This window comes from Anaerocolumna sedimenticola, assembly GCF_009931695.1.
GTDB classification, from domain to species: Bacteria; Bacillota; Clostridia; order Lachnospirales; family Lachnospiraceae; genus Anaerocolumna; species Anaerocolumna sedimenticola.
In genome coordinates this window covers 2808506-2826353 of the sequence record NZ_CP048000.1, presented here as the reverse complement: position 1 = coordinate 2826353, position 17848 = coordinate 2808506, and the positions used below count along the sequence as shown (strand labels likewise).

General features: G+C 37.0%; 16 protein-coding genes and 1 pseudogene. 5 read left to right on the top strand and 12 right to left on the bottom strand.

Features of this window, described 5'->3' with window-relative positions; genetic code table 11:
- Positions 1–507: 507 nt before the first annotated feature.
- Positions 508–1902, bottom strand: a complete 1395-nt coding sequence (locus tag Ana3638_RS12510) for an aminotransferase class V-fold PLP-dependent enzyme (RefSeq protein ID WP_161838324.1) — start codon at positions 1900–1902, stop codon at positions 508–510.
- A 102-nt stretch (positions 1903–2004) separates the two neighbouring features.
- On the bottom strand, positions 2005–2862 hold the full coding sequence (locus Ana3638_RS12505; RefSeq protein ID WP_330587555.1) for an AraC family transcriptional regulator: 858 nt from the start codon (positions 2860–2862) through the stop codon (positions 2005–2007).
- 322 nt (positions 2863–3184) lie between these two features.
- Here Ana3638_RS12505 and Ana3638_RS12500 point away from each other — a divergent pair, with 322 nt between their 5' ends.
- The 3 genes from Ana3638_RS12500 to Ana3638_RS12490 all read left to right on the top strand — a co-directional run bounded on the left by Ana3638_RS12500 (position 3185) and on the right by Ana3638_RS12490 (position 5387).
- On the top strand, positions 3185–4066 hold the full coding sequence (locus Ana3638_RS12500) for a PHP domain-containing protein (RefSeq protein WP_161838323.1): 882 nt from the start codon (positions 3185–3187) through the stop codon (positions 4064–4066).
- 97 nt (positions 4067–4163) lie between these two features.
- A complete protein-coding gene (gene tnpB, locus Ana3638_RS27055; protein ID WP_161840539.1) occupies positions 4164–4400 on the top strand; it encodes an IS66 family insertion sequence element accessory protein TnpB in 237 nt (78 codons plus the stop codon).
- A gap of 75 nt (positions 4401–4475) precedes the next feature.
- Positions 4476–5387 carry a DMT family transporter gene (locus Ana3638_RS12490; RefSeq protein WP_161838322.1) on the top strand — a complete coding sequence of 304 codons (912 nt, stop codon included), beginning with the start codon at positions 4476–4478 and terminating at the stop codon, positions 5385–5387.
- On the opposite strand, the gene Ana3638_RS12485 is transcribed toward Ana3638_RS12490, so the two are convergent.
- The 4 genes from Ana3638_RS12485 to Ana3638_RS27050 form a co-directional block, all read right to left on the bottom strand.
- On the bottom strand, positions 5364–6134 hold the full coding sequence (locus Ana3638_RS12485; protein ID WP_161838321.1) for a YhgE/Pip domain-containing protein: 771 nt from the start codon (positions 6132–6134) through the stop codon (positions 5364–5366). The genes Ana3638_RS12490 and Ana3638_RS12485 overlap by 24 nt on opposite strands.
- 52 nt (positions 6135–6186) lie before the next feature.
- Entirely contained in the window at positions 6187–6978 is a 792-nt protein-coding gene (locus tag Ana3638_RS12480) for a MerR family transcriptional regulator (RefSeq protein ID WP_161838320.1), read from the bottom strand.
- Between the two features lie 375 nt (positions 6979–7353).
- Positions 7354–7899 carry a hypothetical protein gene (locus Ana3638_RS12475; protein WP_161838319.1) on the bottom strand — a complete coding sequence of 182 codons (546 nt, stop codon included), beginning with the start codon at positions 7897–7899 and terminating at the stop codon, positions 7354–7356.
- Between the two features lie 292 nt (positions 7900–8191).
- The gene (locus Ana3638_RS27050; RefSeq protein WP_161838318.1) at positions 8192–8353 is read right to left on the bottom strand and encodes a DEAD/DEAH box helicase; all 162 of its coding nucleotides are present in this window, start codon (positions 8351–8353) and stop codon (positions 8192–8194) included.
- Between the two features lie 313 nt (positions 8354–8666).
- Here Ana3638_RS27050 and rsmH point away from each other — a divergent pair.
- Positions 8667–9717, top strand: a pseudogene (gene rsmH, locus Ana3638_RS12465) (16S rRNA (cytosine(1402)-N(4))-methyltransferase RsmH).
- A gap of 498 nt (positions 9718–10215) precedes the next feature.
- On the opposite strand, the gene Ana3638_RS12460 reads toward rsmH, so the two are convergent.
- The 4 genes from Ana3638_RS12460 to pdxR all read right to left on the bottom strand — a co-directional run bounded on the left by Ana3638_RS12460 (position 10216) and on the right by pdxR (position 15414).
- Positions 10216–10755 (bottom strand): methylated-DNA--[protein]-cysteine S-methyltransferase, encoded by a 540-nt coding sequence (locus Ana3638_RS12460; protein ID WP_161838317.1) that lies wholly within the window; start codon positions 10753–10755, stop codon positions 10216–10218.
- 26 nt (positions 10756–10781) lie between these two features.
- Positions 10782–12242 (bottom strand): DNA-3-methyladenine glycosylase 2 family protein, encoded by a 1461-nt coding sequence (locus Ana3638_RS12455; protein WP_161838316.1) that lies wholly within the window; start codon positions 12240–12242, stop codon positions 10782–10784.
- A 779-nt stretch (positions 12243–13021) separates the two neighbouring features.
- Positions 13022–13489, bottom strand: a complete 468-nt coding sequence (locus Ana3638_RS12450) for a hypothetical protein (protein ID WP_161838315.1) — start codon at positions 13487–13489, stop codon at positions 13022–13024.
- A 509-nt stretch (positions 13490–13998) separates the two neighbouring features.
- Complete coding sequence (pdxR, locus tag Ana3638_RS12445) at positions 13999–15414, bottom strand: MocR-like pyridoxine biosynthesis transcription factor PdxR (RefSeq protein ID WP_161838314.1); 1416 nt, start codon at positions 15412–15414, stop codon at positions 13999–14001.
- A gap of 121 nt (positions 15415–15535) precedes the next feature.
- Here pdxR and Ana3638_RS12440 point away from each other — a divergent pair, with 121 nt between their 5' ends.
- On the top strand, positions 15536–16441 hold the full coding sequence (locus Ana3638_RS12440; RefSeq protein WP_161838313.1) for a DMT family transporter: 906 nt from the start codon (positions 15536–15538) through the stop codon (positions 16439–16441).
- A 246-nt stretch (positions 16442–16687) separates the two neighbouring features.
- Here the strand turns inward: Ana3638_RS12440 and Ana3638_RS12435 are convergent, their stop codons facing one another.
- Complete coding sequence (locus Ana3638_RS12435) at positions 16688–17134, bottom strand: staygreen family protein (RefSeq protein ID WP_161838312.1); 447 nt, start codon at positions 17132–17134, stop codon at positions 16688–16690.
- A gap of 241 nt (positions 17135–17375) precedes the next feature.
- Positions 17376–17807 carry a hypothetical protein gene (locus Ana3638_RS12430; protein ID WP_161838311.1) on the bottom strand — a complete coding sequence of 144 codons (432 nt, stop codon included), beginning with the start codon at positions 17805–17807 and terminating at the stop codon, positions 17376–17378.
- Positions 17808–17848 lie beyond the last annotated feature (41 nt).

The following is a 17848-nucleotide window of genomic DNA, read 5'->3' as shown; positions in this document are numbered from 1 at the left end:
AGAAGTAAGGTCAAAATATATTTAAGCCTGTTATCATTCTTGTGGCTAAGAATGAAAAAAAGTCAGTTCCTCCTATGGTTATCATGCCGGCAGTATTAGGACTGCTGATTGGAATTGCCGGTTACTATGTGTTATGAACAAGCATCTACCATGCAAATGCTTATCCTTAAACGAAATCTACCCGGTCTCGAAAATTTCAAGAGCCGCTGCATCTTAACCTGATGCAACGGCTCTTATTCTTTTATATACCCAAAATAATCCAGATATAAAGCGGAGCCGTTAACGTGGTTGGAATAGATTTTCGACTACCAAGGAAGGTTTAATTCCACATGTGCCTGCTGGTATCCGCCGCGTGACGGTGATTGGACAGACAACGTTTAACCTTATAATTTATTCTTTAAAACGGCTAATGTTAAGCCAAAACCCAAATATTTTAGCCTTTTTATAGCTATAGATTTGTAGAATACAAACCTATTTTATCCCACATACAATCTGCATTAGCAATTCTTAGCATCCAAAGTTTGAAAAACTAGTGCACAAACCAGCTTCATTTTTAATTTGGTTCAAAGAGAGGTCGTTTGAGTATTTGTTGATGTAGTATTCTTTATTCTCTGCTAATTTACGTAGAATACTTAAGAATTTGTCTATTTCTTTGTAGTTGTTATAAAAACCAAAACTAGCCCTTACCATACCGGGAAATAAATCATCATCTTCCTCAAGATAATGATTCAAATCTTCCTCACTAAGCCCCAGCAATCTTTCACAATATGGATGTGTACAGAAAAATCCATTTCTAACCGCGATTCCGGCTTCACCGGAAAGTATAAGAGGTAATATATGATGATACACACCTTCAAGATTAAAAGGAATAACACTTATTGTATCTTCTTTGAAAGGATCACTGTAAAATTTGATACCAGGTATATTTTTCATACGACTTATTGCATAATCATATAAAGCCTTTTCAATCTTATAGATATTATCCATCCCCACTGACTGAAGGGTTTTTATCGCCGCTGTCAAAGCAACGACACCCATGATATTGGGAGTCCCCGCTTCGTCCTTGCCCGCAGGCTCATCCCATTCGACATGCCTTGGTGTCACAAGTCTTATGGCTCCTCCTCCTTGAACAAATGGATTGCCCTCCTCAAAATCCCTTTTGGGTCCGATAAGGACACCGGAACCGAATGGGGCATACATCTTATGTGAGGAAAAAGCAAGATAATCAATATGCTCTAAAGTGTCAAAACCCTTCATATCAACAGAAGTATGAGGTACCATCTGAGCACCATCCACTAGTATCTTTGCATCGTATTTATGCGCAATAGCAGCTATTTTGTGTATTGGATTCAAATACCCGGTTACATTGGAAGCTCCTGTAACACTCACCAATTTGACATTGCCCCGGTACCTTATAAGTTTATTCTCCAAATCCTCAATGGATAATCTACCCAAGCTGTCAATTTCTACATAATCGACCTTGAACTTGTTTCTCCACGGAAGATCATTGGCAGCGTGTTCCATACATGTCGAAAGAATCACTTTCTGATGGGATTTTTGCTGACTTAAGACGAATGAAAGCATATTAATGGATTCGGTTGTATTTTTTGTAAATATAACGATATCTCTTTCTTTATCGGAATTAACAAAGCTTTGGACGACATCTCTTGATTGTTCATAAATATCCGACGATACCTTTGATTTATAACCTGCTCCCCTGTGTACGGAGGAATACCACGGTGCAAATTGGTTTATCTCCTTAAGAACCGAATATAATATTGGAGTAGTGGCAGCATTATCAAAGTTGATGGCAGTTACATCTGTACCGTCTGACAAGGGAATTTTTTGCTCGGCACCTATAATTAGATTTCGCAAGTTATTGTTTGATGGATCATGTCTCATATGTTGCTCCCTTTGTATAATACAATATAATGTATGTATTCAGCTTAACAAAGGTTAATGCGGGATTCTTGTACTACATTTATCTTTTTGAAGTTTTTACACTCAATTTTGTAGCCTGCTAATTCTGTATTCTTTAGGAGTGCAGTTATAAAACCGCTTAAATAGTTTAGAAAAATTACTTGGGCTATCAAATCCACATAAGTTTGCAATTTCAGAAATACTACTTGATGGATTTTCTATTAGCATATTTGCTCCTTTCATAATTCTATATTTTAATAAATACTGTATAGGTGAAAGTTGTATTGTTCTTTGAAAACAGCGTAAACACTCTCTTTCACTTATATCAACCACTTTTGCAATTTCTTCTAAAAAAATATCATTGAAATAGTTCTTATGAATGTAATCAATCATTTTTCTTAAACGCAGATTATCTTGATTCAATCCAATATCTCCTATTGCAATTTCGTGTGCAAATTGCCTGTAAATATCAAAACATAGACTAGACAAATTTTCTCTAACAACAAATTCATATCCTAAGCTATCATTTACTAATGCATCAAAAGCTCTATTGAATTTGCTTATCACAATTTCATTACTGTATGTGCTTAGTTTATATCCATCAAATGAGGCACTTGATATTAACGGCAATATATACTTTCGAGCGAATATCGAGTCGTTACTCCCTGTAATAAGGTTAGAACTAAAAACGATAGAATTAATTTCACATTCTGGATTAGCTACTGCATGATGGATTGTACGGGAGTTTAGAATAATGCAGTCACCTTGTTCCAGATTAAACATTTTTGTTGGAATGTATTGTTTTAGCTGCCCTGATTTGACATATACAATTTCCATCTCTTCGTGCCAGTGCCACGGAATAATGTCTTCAGGTCTATCTTTAAGCTGTGCTAAATATCCTGCACATGGAAACTCAAGTGTACCATGTGGTTGCAGTTCCATTTTCGCATGATTTAAATTCAGTTCACATTTTTGTAGACTTATATCAATCCTCTCCTATTCGGGCGTTTTTTTTATATTATACGACTAAAATCTGATTGTTTCAATCAATATATGTCGTTATTATTATAATTATCAAACGTTTAGGAGGAAATATGATTCAATTACTATTAGTTATAATTTACCTTTCTTTTATCAGCCTTGGATTACCTGATTCCCTACTGGGATCGGCTTGGCCAACTATGAATACTGAATTTAATTCATGAAAAATCGATATTAAAAAGCAAGCACCTGAAAGACATTAATTGTATAATGGAGGATAATCATGATTGATTTACATATGCACAGTCATTACAGCGAGGATGGCGAATATTCACCAATTGAACTGGTAGAACAATGTTTGGTAGAAAAAATTAGTGTTATGTCCATAACAGATCATAATTGCGTTAAAGCTAACTTAGAAGCTCAAGCTCTAGCCAAATCAAAAGGCATGAAATATATCTCCGGTATTGAAATTGATTGTGTTTATAAGAATACTAATTTTCATGTCCTTGGATATGGAATCGATTTTCAAAGTAATGATTTTAACATTATTGAAAAAAATATTGAAAAGCAGAGTTTTCAAGCTTCCCTTGAAAGACTTGAGAAAACACAAATTCTTGGTTTCAGGGTAACTGAAAATGATATGTGGAACCTATCAAAAAATAATTATTGGCAAAGCTCTTGGTCAGGAGAAATGTTTGCTGAGGTATTATTGGCAAACCCAGATTACAAAAATCACCCTCTACTGAACCCTTACCGTCCTGGTGGTTCGAGAGGTGATAATCCCTATGTTAATTTTTACTGGGATTATTATTCACAAGGAAAACCTTGCTATGTGAATATTGATTATCCGAAAATGGAACAAATTATTGATACTATACAATGTAATAATGGTATTTCAGTATTGGCTCACCCCGGCGTAAACCTTAAAAATAAGAATCATCTACTTGATGAGATCATAAATCTCGGAATAGATGGTATTGAAGTATTTAGCAATTATCACAACCCCGTTGAATCAAATTATTTTTATCAAAAGGCAAAAGAAAAACAACTTATTATCACTTGCGGTAGTGATTTTCATGGAAAAACAAAACCATTCGTGAAACTAGGCAGTCACCACTGCTTTATTTCTGATGATGAAATTCAATATAAACTATTAAAATAAATTTATTAAAATCCCTTTATGGTATCTAATATATTACATTTCAAACTTCATGTTTGTACAAAACTTACGTAATTAGCATTCCAAATCTCCATTATATCTGGATCCATTTTCAAAATGTCTCTTCCTTTTTTGTGGAAGATATAGGGACCGTATAAAAGCTCTTCTGTGGAAAGGTGATGATTTTATTCTTCGATACAAAGGATTAGAAAACGGCAACTTCCAATGCCACGTCATGAAACAGAAGCCCGCCCCATTCGCATTACATCAAGCACAAGCTGGTTATCTTTGGCTACAGGTGTATCCTATTCTATATTATATATCGCAATTGCATTGACTAGGATTCTGTAATAAGTTATAATGTAACAGATTTTACAAATTAGTAATTAGTGGAAAAAAGGCAGGTACAAGTATGAATGAAAGAAAATTAAAAAAGTTACCTTGGATATTGCTGTTCTTTGGAATCGTATGCATATCCATATCGGCATTCTTTGTAAAGAAAGCTTCTGTCAATGGCATATCTGTTTCATTTTATAGGGTTTTTTTTGCCGCGCTGTTCATATTGCCTTTCTATATCCGGGTAAAAAGTAAGGATATGAATTTGAAAGGAATCTGCCTTTCATTATTGGGCGGTATGTTTTTCGCATTTGAACTGGTATTCTGGAATACTGCTGTAATTGTATCCAATACGACATTTCCTACATTGATTGTCAATCTTTCCTCGGTATGGGTCGGGATAGGGGCAATGATACTGTTCAGGGAGAAGTTGAACCGTTTCCATTGGACGGGCAATATTATTGCAATTCTTGGGGTTGCTATGATCATCGGGATCAATAATATCCTACATATGAAAATCGATACCGGTTTTGTGTTTTCCATTATCGCAAGTATATTTCTCGCACTGTATGTTTTGTCGGTAAAAGAAGTCAGACAGAAAAACAGTACGATTCAAGTCGTCTTTTTCACTTTCTTAGGGTGTACCATTACATTATTGATTTGCTGCATTGCCACGGGAAGCGCGTTATATGGTTTCTCCCTGCCATCCTGGGCCTATTTATTATGCCTGGGCCTGATCACACAGGTTGGTGGATACTTTTCAATCAATTATGCCCTCGGATATATTGATTCGTCCACAGTTTCCATACTTACATTGCTTCAACCGATACTTACCGCTGTATTTGCCGTAATTGTCCTGAATGAAGTGTTCACGGTTTACCATATAATCGGCGGGGTCCTTGTGCTGGCAGGACTTGTTATTGCGTTGCTGTTTAAAAATAATGGTCATCACATGAAATCCATATCAAAAACTGACAATATACAGTAGGGAATGGAATTCAGACTCCGCCTGTCTTCTCAGAAGTTCTGCTGAGGCTGTTTGCCTTACTGTTAGCAACCATTTTCCGATAATAGGGATAAAAGCAAAGAAAATATTCATCAGTACAATCGCTACAACCATAGAAGAAGCATAAGCTGCTATAGATAAAAATGATGGTGCCATAACATAATCCATACTGCCGGGCGCTTTGTTGATATAAACATTATTTTGAACTACTGAATTATTCAACTGTTCCGTAATCTTTTCTTGCTGCGTGACATTTACATTAAGAGAATTCAGTATGTTAGTTAGTTTACCCTGATTGATAGCTTGGTTAAAATTGTCTGTTATAGATTTGGCAACTGCCTCCATTGTATTTATAACCGTAGTTGTATTTGATTCATCAATATAAAAATCAATCGTGGATTTTCCTAGTGTTAAGTCATTCACAAAATTTTCAGGGATGACTATAATCATTTGAATCTGCCGATTATCGAGTTCCTCTTTGCTCTCGTCGAAACCCTTGTCAGTAATTACTTTGTGAAATGATTTGGATAAAGTGGGAACAAGCTCTTTTTCGATTGTTGTTCCTTTATCACCATCTTGATTTACCACATTTATCGTAAGTAAATTAACCCCATTTGGTAGCACATGATAACCGTAAATATAAAGTCCCACCATAGCGATCTGGTAAAATACTGCCAAAACTATGGCATAGATAACACCCTTACTTATCAAAAACTTTGTAAGTTTCATAGTTATTTCTCCTTTAACAAGTATTCATGATGATAAAATCTGCTTTTTAAACTCAGTCATGTTCGTTTTGGATCTTTATCTTAATTCCGTTGGTAAGAAGATAAATGTTAAGTGCCTTTTTTAAAAAGTTTTCTATAGGTTCGCTTATATTTTTTGTTTCTTCAGGCCAGTTACCGATATCTCTCCCAGCCGAAATAAGCCTTTCCAACATATCAATGTCACCTGTTGTAAAATAATTTACCATGTTCCACCAGCGCTCTGCAAGCTCCTGCCCCGCTTTTCCGGCGGGATCAGCACCTTTTTGATACAAGCTTTCCAGTTGCGCAAAAACTTCTTCTACCAAGATTTCATTTTCTCCAGACGGTGCTAATAATCTATTTTCAATACTTTTGAGTTGCTCGTCATTAAAATACCTGACAACAAAGGAGTACGGGTTGCCTTGCTTCATTAACTCTATAATGGTAATCAGTCTATCCACGCTAATCTCTTGCCCACCCTCTGTCTCTGATATCACCTGATCTAAAGTAACAGCGATTTTATTTAAGTTTGCGATTTGATGTAGCAGTATTTCACGCTGTTGGGTAAAAACTTTTTTTAAATCAGCCGAATTTTTTGATTTTAGAATTTTGTTGTTTATCTCTTGAAGGGGAAAACCTAATGATTTTAAAAAAAGAATTTGCTGAAGCTTAAGTATATCGTCACGGGTATATACTCTTTTATGGCTCTCGGTATAAGTAGAATTTAGCAGGTTTGCCTGATCGTAATACTGCAATGTTCTTACGGATACTCCGACAAGTTTTGCCAATTCCCCAATTGTAAATAGATGTTCTTCATCGTTCTCCACACTATTCCTCCTCACAGTAACTTTCATTTCTCCTTGTTGTGTTCTTATGATGATGTTTCTCGATGGGCCAGTTATGTTTTTCTCCATGTTATTTTTCATATAAATCACCTTTCTTCTTTTTTATATTTACATACTATCACGCGACGTTACGTCGTTAGCAAGTGTTTTTTTAATATTTTCATTCTCAACTGCTTACAATTTGTAAGCAGTTGAGCCAGTAACTAAAAAGCGCCCTTCCGTTTCATAAGAAACCAAAGAGCACAATTTATCCGTTAACATTTTCATCAATCCCATTACCGGGCTTTCATATCTGAGATCGGGCGAGCGTTGGATGCTATTGAAAAACCTTTCCTAGTTGAGCAGCCACATGATTCATTAGAAGTTTTCATTATGAAGCCCTGTTCGAATCGGCTTACGCTTTCTGACGATCATCATAACAATGATGGTCACAAACCATGCTCCCATGCATATAAATTTAAATTTCGTTATAATAGATGATAAATTTACTAGTCGATATGATAACGCCGGAAAATTATTTGTCACGATTATAAGACTTACGTTTTCTATTGCATCCAGTAATGCTCTTACTGCTATCAGCACAAAACCCACCCGAAGGATTTTTTCCTGTCTGAGCTTACCAATTGCGGTCGTAACCATATACTGAAAAAAAGCAAACATCGCAATAAAGATGAAATCGCATATATAGTACTTATAATAAACCTGCATATCATCAGTGTTCTTCAGTACCGATTCAACAATCTTGCCATCATAATTAGTCATATCAAAGGTGCCATATCCATCATTATGTAACTTGACAGATGCTTTTCCATATGGAGGATACTCTGTCAAATAAAGCGCCGCTATGAAGCCAACAATTGCAATAACCCACATTACATATCTCTTATTTTTATAAACCGGCATTTATATTTCCACCTGCTCTCTCGTAAACTTCTTTCACTATCAACTAAACCTCAGTATTAGTTGCTCTCTGATTCTGTCCGGCAACCTGATTAAAATTTTAAATATAATTGGAAGTGAAACTGTATATCTCGCTCTCAGATTCTTTTTTCCTATGATTTTGCAAAAAGACTTTACAGACTTTTCAATATCAGCGCGTTCCTGCCTGCTTCTAAAGTTCAAATCTTTTTGGTAAAGGGAAAAATACGGCGAAGCACTGTTGTTCATTCTTTCATCAGAGTTTATTGACAATGTCTTAAAAAAATCGGTATCCATAGCTCCTGGCAGTCTTGCCACTGCCCGTCTGTGCTTTGACGATAAGGTCATTTTTTTCTAAAGCGGATGGGATGACTCTAGCCTGAACTTCTGTAGGGATATCATACTCCAGCCCATTCAGTGCCTTTACAATAATCCTCACTAATTATAAATTCACGAAAACTTCTATGATCCATATCTAAGCCTCTCATTCAATTAAAAAATGTATATTTAAAGTTAAGTACTAACCTATTTTACATGAAGATTTCGTTCATTGCAATAAAAACGGTTTCATTAGCACCCTTTCACTATAGGCTTGATTTTTCATACAGGTTCGTTTAATTCTTTTATTATGCGTTTGCTATTATGACATGAATTTGTTATCATGTAATTTGTAGGAATATTTAAAACCGTCAGCTTCGCAGACGAGTTGAATTTCATATTAAAAATAGATATTTAAAAAGGTGGAAGCAAGAATGGAGAATCAAGAACATAAACATCAGCGTCGCCCCAGGTATAAAGGTACTCACCCAAAAGCTTTTAAAGATAAATATAAGGAACTGCAACCAGAGTTATATGCTGATGCTGTGGCAAAGGTAATTCAAAAAGGGCAATACTCCTGCTGGTATGCATCGTTCAATATGCGTGAAAGAAATATTAGAATTCTTACAAATTACCCCTGGACAAACTGGATTAGATGCAACCTTAGGTTATGGGGGCCATACTTTAGAGATGCTTAAATGTTTAAATTCAAAGGGACACTTGTATGCTACTGATGTAGATTCTATCGAATTACCACGAACAAGGGAGCGTTTAGAGCACTTAGGTTATGGTTCAGATATTTTAACAATCAAGCAAACAAACTTTTCCAATATCGATCAAATTACTTCCGAATCGGGACCATTGAATTTTATATTGGCAGATTTGGGTGTCTCTTCCATGCAGATAGACAATCCTGAAAGAGGATTTTCTTTTAAAACAGATGGGCCATTAGACTTACGACTAAATCCATCTAAAGGCATCTCTGCGGCGGATCGTCTTAAAACAATTTCACAAGATGAATTATACGGTATGTTGTTAGAAAATGCGGACGAGCCTCATTCTGCAGAAATCGCTCTTGCCATTATTACCGCAATAAAAAAAGGAGCAGATATTACAACAACAAGTCAGCTCCAACAAATTATCAAAGATGCTCTGAAATTTATTCCAGAAAAAGAAAGAAACGATGCAATTAAAAAATCCTGTCAAAGATGCTTTCAAGCATTGCGAATTGATGTCAATAATGAATATGAAGTGTTATATGAATTTTTAGAAAAACTACCTGCTGCCATGGCTGAGGGCGGGCGTGTTGCTATCCTTACTTTTCATTCTGGCGAAGATCGTCTCGTTAAAAAATCTTTCCAACACTTCTATCGTGAAGGTATCTATAGAGAAATAGCTCCTGAGGCAATTCGACCATCAGCAGCCGAATGCAGTTCCAATAGTCGTGCTCGATGTGCAAAATTACGTTGGGCTATAAAATCTTAATAGGAAAAGGGTAAGCCCTTACAGAAAAATAATACTAATTTCGGTTAGGCTTGCCCCTTTAGTTGATAGGCTATATTTTCTTCACTTTAAGATCGCATTAACATAATAAAACTTTTCCCTTCGATGGTTATCCGGGTGTTGAAGTCACTGTAGAAATACTCTGTATGTTTTATGAGTTCTATCTTAAAATTTGCTGAAAGTTCTTTGATATCATTTAAATCGGCGTAGAAATGAGGTATACCTTTTTCAAGTTCATCGCGGCTTATAAGAGTATTTTTATCCAATTTGTTAGATCTATTCTCAATAAATTCTGTATTTTCTTTTGAGCAAAATGACAAATATACCTCACCATTTGGTTTGAGTACCCTTTCAATTTCTGCAATTGTTTTTTTCATGCCAATGCATATTTCAACTAAATTGCTGCAAGGTCTAATAAGGTTCGAATTGCTAATCGAGTATTTTAACTCTTTAACTTCAATAGCATTCTTACTTTTAGCATCAAAGAGCCGTACCCTTTGTAGGTACAAACAACCGGGACATATCGGCACCTTCCAGTTCAAGCAATCTCACTTTTGTGCTAACGCCCCCGGCATAACCCGTCAAGCTGCCATTTGCCCCTACAACCCGATGGCAAGGAATAATAATAGATATAGGGTTATGTCCAACGGCACCGCCCACCGCCTGACTGGACATGCTTTCCTTGCCCATCTTCACAGCCATCTTTTTTGCAATGTCGCCATAGGTTATAACCTTGCCGTATGGTATCTCGCATAGAATACTCCATACCTCCTGACGAAACTTACTGCCGATGGGACGGAGCGGTAATTCAAAAACATCGGGTGTCTCACCTGCAAAATACCTGTCCATCCATTTTTTCGCATCATCGAATACCGTCATATCGCTTTTCTCTACCATTTCTTCGGGGATGGTATCACCGTGGTATTTTTGTCCCTCCATCCACAGGCCGACAAGGTTACCGCCGTCACACGCAAGCGTAATTTTACCTACGGGTGACGGATAAGTTGTTGAATAATACATTTGAATCCTCCTTACACTCTTTCTCTTTATAGCGTATTCCAAAGATTGATCGTAGCGTAACTGCGCCACGGCCGCCACGCTTCCGACATTTCCAGCAGCTCTTTTGATGTGAAAGGCTGGAGCGCCTTTTTTACACCAACGTCCGTTTCAAGAAAAGCATCCGGCCATTCCATAGCCCGCATGGCGATGTACTGTGCCGTCCAACTGCCAATGCCTCGAATTGTCATCAGCTTTTTTATTTCTTCTTCCGGTTGGGCCGGGAAATCAAAATCAATTTCCCCTTGCACAATTGCCCTTGCCAGTTCATAAATCGTTCTTGAACGTGCTGCAATAACACCTAACGGACCGAAATGATTTTCAATAGGACCGTCTAAAGCCAATATATCTTCGGGTGAAGGGAAAACATGGGTTAAGCCCTCAATCCCTGTTTGAATCGGCATACCATAAGTATCAACAATTCTTGCGGCTAATGTGCTTGCCGCCTTAACGGTGATTTGCTGTCCAAGCACTGCTCGCACCGCCATCTCAAAAGCGTTAAAGCAACCCGGCAAGCGAGTACCCAAAACACAAAGGCCGGGACGTATGTCGTTCATTACTCGGAGCGTTTCATACACTGCATCCGGGTCACAATACAAGTCAAACAGGTGTCTTACCCGTGCTAATACTTGTGGCAATACAGGCATCAAAGTTTCGCTCACTGTTACGGTCAAAGCATTCTTTTGCGGTCTGTGGCCTACTCGCACCCAACCATACACATGCTTTCCATCTGCGGTTACTAAATGTACTGTTCGCATATATGTGTTATCTTTTACTATTTCAATCCCTGGAATTGCACGTCCGGCGAGGAAGTGCTGCATTTCTTCCCAAGGATAAGGCAGGCGATAGCCTAACGCCAAAGTCAAATCACTATTATGCTTTTTTTCCTCCAAAGTACGTTTCCGCAATGCTGTGGGAGAAAGATTATAATGCTTTTTGAAAAGATCGTTGAATCGACGCAGACTTCCAAAACCAGCAGCCATTGCAACTTCAAGTATCGGCAAGTCAGTATCTGTAAGCAAATTCTTGGCAAGAAGCAATCTGCATGTTTGCAGGTATTGCACCGGCGATACATTGTATTCCGCTTTAAAAACACGCCGTAAATGTCTGTCAGTGCAACCAAGCCTTCCGGAAAGCTCGTCTAAACTATGTCCACTCCCGCAGTTTTCTTCCAGCATTCTTGCTGCCCGGTAAACCAAATTAGCGGTAGCATCAGCTATTGAAGAACCAGGGGCAAGTTCCGGTCTACACAAAAGGCATGGGCGGTATCCTGCTTGTTCGGCTTCCGCTGCCGTATGATAAAAAGTACAGTTTTCAGATTTGGGCTGCTTTGCCCGGCACACTGGACGACAATATATTCCCGTAGACGATACACCTACAAAGAAACGTCCATCAAAGCGCGCATCTTTCGCCATAAATGCCGCATATAGTCCGCTTTTGTTTTCCAGCATTACTTTCACCTCCTTATTTGTTCTCAACTTAATTATATCATATTTTTCGTAAATAGCTGGCTATTTTCGGACATGGTTTTTTGTTTAGTCGATTTTTGAAACAATCACAATGCGTTATTAAAAGTTTGGCATATGAACAGCTTTTGAATGAACCGCATGGTCGCTCGGCCGCCGGTATCTACCAATTGCCATAAGGATATCCGAATTTTAGCAGACTGATTCCTTATTTTTCTTGTAGCGTACTAACATAATTTCCTCCTTCCCGAAAACAAAAAAGCTGGAGAATTAAAGTGCTTTTTTTACTTCTGCATAAGTATTTTTAGCTCCAAAACCGCTACAATTACATATTTACCCATTTTATCAATTTCAGTCGGCGGAACTGAAATTCTCAGCCCATCATGAGACTTTTCTAATCTCAATAGTACTGAAAAAGCCGCACCCCTTTAGAGGTGCAGCTCGCTTTTGTACAAATCATTATGAATTTGGCAAAGGTCAATGTAATTCGTTCCAAGTCGTCTTAAGCTGTGATGTGATTAACTGACTTTATTTGCCCTTCTAACCACAATTCGCCATCATTATTACCGTCTCAACGTGGCTCGAGAGGACAAAAATGATGTAGTGAAGACCCACTGGTTCCTTGGCGGAAACTATTTGTTCAATGGCAGCGTTGTTCCATCCAGATTCTCACAACCCACAAAATTATCCACAGTAAAATGACATCTTCCTCATTCAAGTATACTCGAATAACGACTTCATTTGTACTACTCCACACAGAGTGTTTAATCCACCTTTCTAAAAATCACGCAAATCCTTTGATCCTGAAGGTTAGAATCCTCTGATTTCACTTTACTCAGATAGTCCTCGGCGTAGTACTCCATATCAAATAACCTATCGATTTTCAGGTTGTTTTGTTCAATATATTCATTACATTCTTGAAACCATTTCGGTCCCAACTCCTTTACATGAACTTCAAAGCAGTAATACTCACCTTCTATTCTTGTATATCTGTAATACTCCTCTCCCTCAAATGAAGTTACGGGCACTAAAGGGGTATAGGTAAAGCTATCAGGTTGAAAATCAGAATCCAAAGCCATAAATCTTTCATTAACATCACGATTCTTAATATCAGAATTTATAACATTTATATGTAGCTTCCTGAAGTCAATTTCATCATGCTCTTTGAAAAGTATTTTTGTCATAATTCCCATATACTTCTGTTCCTTAAGAAATAATAACTTACAATTCATATCTTATAATTCTCCCTTCAATTTTGTTCTTCTCACAGAACTAGCTTTTAATCATTCACATAGATTTTCAATATTTTCACTATACACTTAAGGTATCTTTATCACTGGAATTCTACCTTTATAATCAGTCATTTTTGTTTCAATTTATATTAATCACTATATTTAATTAGCATTATGCACAGCCACCTCCTTCCAACTGTTTCACTCACACTTATTTTACAACCCTTTCCAGTCTCAAAATACACTGTGGCACTTATAAGTTGCTTATATCTTACCTCACCCTTAAATAACTTAACTACTCCATTACGTTAATATGATGAGTATATCACCCTTAATAAGACAATAGTATGTCATATTAAAGAATCTATTTTTCGATTATTTCGGATATACTCTGGAAATTTACCCGTACGTCTGAAACGACCCTTCGAGTTTACTCAACCCAACCTCAAAAACATCCCCTCGATATGTTTCCATAAACACATTATCAATCATACTCTGTATCCATCGAGTTACAGCCATTTTGCCCAAGCCTTTTTTAACCGCATCACACAGTCCGGAATATCATCAATACCAATTTTACTCAAACCGAGAAACAGTGTATTAGGGGGGCATTCGGCCTTATCCTGCCAGAACTGCATCGTAGAATATACTTTTACCCCATACCTTAGTGCTTCTTCTATCAGAACTTCCTGAGTTACGTTTTCAGAGAACTGTAATAGAAAATACTGTCCCGTACCATTACTTGAAATTCTAATTTTATCATTAACATTAAAAAACTCAGCCTGAAAGCATTCAAGCCTTTTCTTGAATACTTTATTCAATCGACGGATGTGACGGTCATATTGACCATTTTCAATTAATTTTCCAATAATATATTGGTTAAGTAATGGTGCCGTGCTATTGTAATATTGGAATTTATTAAGGTAACTTTTCATAAGTTTCATGGGTAAAATCATATATCCCATTCTTATGGAGGGCGAAAGAGCTTTCGAAAATGTTCCAAGGTAAATCACACGATCATCCGTATCAATTGATTGCAAAGAAGGGACTGGTTTAGCGTAATACCGCTGCTCACTATCAAAATCATCTTCAATAATATACGAGTCATTCTCCACAGCCCATTTAAGCAATTCATATCTTCGTCCAATGGGAAGTATCGCACCAGTCGGGAACTGATGAGAAGGTGTTACATAAGTTGCACCTACTGTTCGCAATGCAGGAAGCTTTGATACAACCAACCCGTTGCCGTCTACCGGAAATGTCTGGACAATCAGCCCTGCATTTAAGAATACCGCGGCCGCTTTATTATAACCCGGCTCCTCCATAAAAATCATAGGTCTTGTTTGCGGCAACAATTTGCATATAATATCCAAGGATTGCTGTATGCCACTGGTAATTAAAATCTGCTCCACAGAGCAGCTAACACCTCTTATCCGTCCAAGATAGACACGTAAATTGCTTCGCAAATACAGTTCACCTTGCTTATCGAGATGTATTGATAATCTTTCTTCTTGTTCCAACCTGTCTAGACATTCCAGCGCATACTTTCTCCATAGTTTCTTGGGAAAAAGATCGCTCGTATGGCTGCTGTTAGTCAAATCATAAACCACATGTTGCGAATCATCATTATCAATTTTGGGTTTTGGAGGAGTCTCCATGAACTGTGGTCTAAAGCTTTTTGGAAGCGCAGGAACTTCCAAAACGTTATAACCAATTCCACGCTCCGGTGTTATATATCCCTCCATTAACAGCTGACTGTATGCATTGTCCACCGTATTACGACTTACTCCTAATGTTTTTGCCATACTTCTGCTTCCAGCCAATACGTCGCCCTCTTTTATTATACCATTTAAAATCTCATCTTTAATTTGCAGATAGATTTGCATATATAGCGGTTCTTTGCTTTCTTTATTTATAAATATCATACTCAATCCCCCTTCGAGTGGCACCATCATTTTTTCTTTTCGAGGCTCTTTCCTTGGTGCCATATTGTTTGTATTATATCATATATACCGCTTAAGCGAAATATCGAAAGGAAGATATTCTATGAATACAGTAAGGAATAATGAAACAAGATATATTATACTTGAACTTCTGGCAATAGCCTTTCTGGCTACAGGAGGCATTCTGGTAAAAATCAGCGCACTATCCCCAATCAATACCGGCTTTTACCGAGTGTTGTTTTCCCTACCGCTGCTTTTTCCTATAGCTTACAAACATTTGAAACAGCTTAGTAAGAGGGACACAATGATCTTGCTCTTAGCCGGTATATTTCTTGCCGGAGATATTTCACTCTGGAATTTATCCTTTCATTATACCTCTGTGGCAAATGCGAATCTACTAACCAATTTGACTACATTTACCGTTATACCTTTTTCCTATTTGATTTTCAAAGAACGAATACCAAAATTCTTTTTAGCTGGTGCGGCTATAACGATAGCTGGTGTATTTATTTTGATTACAGGAAAAACTGATACAAACGGTTCAAGCTTTTTTGGAGATTTTCTAGCACTATGCGGATCACTTTTTTATGCTGGATTTCTGTTGATATCCTACCGTTTACGAAACAGAATCAGCAGTAGTGTCATTATGTTTGTCAGCGGCTTCGGAAGCGTGATTACACTACTAATCACAGCAAGTCTGGTAGAAGGGCTTCAGGTACCACATGGAGCGAGCCAGCTCTGGCCTCTCTTAGGGCTGACTCTCTTTCTGCAGGTTATAGGGCATAATCTGCTAGCTCATTGTCAGGGAAAAGTAACAGTTAATTTATCTTCAGTTATTTGCTTATCTCAGCCAGCAATAGCATCTATCTACTCGTTCTTTATTTTCTCTGAGAACTTATCCGCGATAGAAGTTATAGGGATTATAATTATCATGGCAGGTGTTTATTTGGTTAAAGCACAGTACAATATAAAATCAATAGAAGTATGCAACATTACTGAGGATAGCTGAAAATCTTCAGAGGGAAAAAGATACGCATTGTTTCGTTTGCCATTTTGATTTCCTCCATAGTAACATTATGTAATAATCCAATTGTACCACCCTTAATCAAGTTAACAGCATGCTCAATCCCCGGCTTAAGGGACTGTCGTATCTGATAAGCTATCACATTATTGTCCGGATGCCTGCCTGTAATATCAGAATACTGCTGCTTTGCTAGGAGAAATTCGCCTTGTCCAGTGTCTCACCCCTTGCTAATTACTTATATGTGCCAATAATTCCAAAATCATACGTCTTGTCATATATAGAATTGCTTGAGATAAAGTGAATGAATACCGGTGTATTGTCAAGATTAAGGTTTTTGGCAAACAAGAATCTGTCAGCTTGGTGTAAGGCTTGAAGTGCTGTAGGCATTTCTTTATAGAATATATTATTTCTAATATAAGCATCTCCTATTACACCGTTACCATCCACAACCACCGAACCTATTAATGCAAGTCCTTTTCTGTTTTGTTCCCAGGCAACCCTTACCTCGTCACGCATTCTTGTAATTTGATCTTCAGCATAATTTTGGGCCACAAATACAAATAGTTCCGCAGTTATATCCGAATGTGTAATCGTATATTTTCTGTCTATAATAGGTTCATATGGTTTCATTATATCCCGATATTGTACAAATATTTTTTGAGGATTAAGTTCTCTCACTTTCCAAACCTCTTTTATGTTTTCACCTTTATTCTATTCAGAGAGTGAAAAATTGTTAGCCCTTCATGGGCTAACCAACTACCATAAAAGTTTAATGCTGTTTGGTAAATGTTGAATTAAAAATTGACATGCTCTTTTCCCTAAAAATAAGTGAGTCCATAGTAACCTCAATGACCTATATTTTATTTATATGGAAATTATAATACAAAACAAATATATGCATTTCATTATAGCGAATATTTTATAAATATATAAGTAGCTTATCCATAAATTCCTGCTCTATCTTAACAAGCCTCTTCGCTAAATCCATACTTTCATTGGAAGCAGTCTTATATTTATTAATATATTCACTGACTGATTTTATACCCATGTTACAACCATCTATCATTAAATCTGCTATCTTATGTGAATTATCATTCATCATTAATTTTATTTCTGTACTAATCCATGAAAATGCTTTTGCCATTGGTTTTGGATCTTTTTCTTCTTGATTAAGTTCATTTAGCATCTGATGGCATTCATCCCCTAGTTTTATATGTTTATCATTGTATTCATCAATCAGATTCTTTAGGGCTTCATTGTTAATATATGGTTGCACCTGTTCCATGCTATTGGTTGCTGATTTACATCCAGCATTACATTCTTTTAAGAGTTTTATAGTATCGTCATTCATAATATAAACCTTTCTTAAGCTTTTTTAATAATATGGTAAAT